Here is a 245-nt window from a genome sequence, read left to right on the forward strand (position 1 = left end):
GTGCCGCTGGTCTGGAAGTGCCGGGAAAGATAGTCATCGGCTTCGTAGGGCATTCGCATACTCCTTCTACAACCACCCTGGACAGGCGGTCATCCGCATACTGCCACGGACTGCGTGACAGTTGCGGACGGCGGCTCAGATCTCGATGCGTTCGCCGGGTTCCGGTATCTCGGCATCCCAGTCGAGACGCTCGCGGATCGCGCTCTGCAGCGCTTCCATCTTTTCCCGCTCGCCATGTATCAGGT

General features: G+C 60.8%; 1 protein-coding gene. It reads right to left on the reverse strand.

All coding sequences use genetic code 11. The features are described 5' to 3' along the window. Positions 1 to 135: 135 nt before the first annotated feature. The gene (locus ACLJNW_RS27655; RefSeq protein WP_410961769.1) at positions 136 to 243 is read right to left on the reverse strand and encodes an MBL fold metallo-hydrolase RNA specificity domain-containing protein; all 108 of its coding nucleotides are present in this window, start codon (positions 241 to 243) and stop codon (positions 136 to 138) included. Between the last annotated feature and the right edge of the window lie 2 nt (positions 244 to 245).

It is taken from the genome of Salmonella sp. SAL4457 (assembly GCF_046548235.1).
Lineage (GTDB): Bacteria > Pseudomonadota > Gammaproteobacteria > Enterobacterales > Enterobacteriaceae > Salmonella > Salmonella enterica.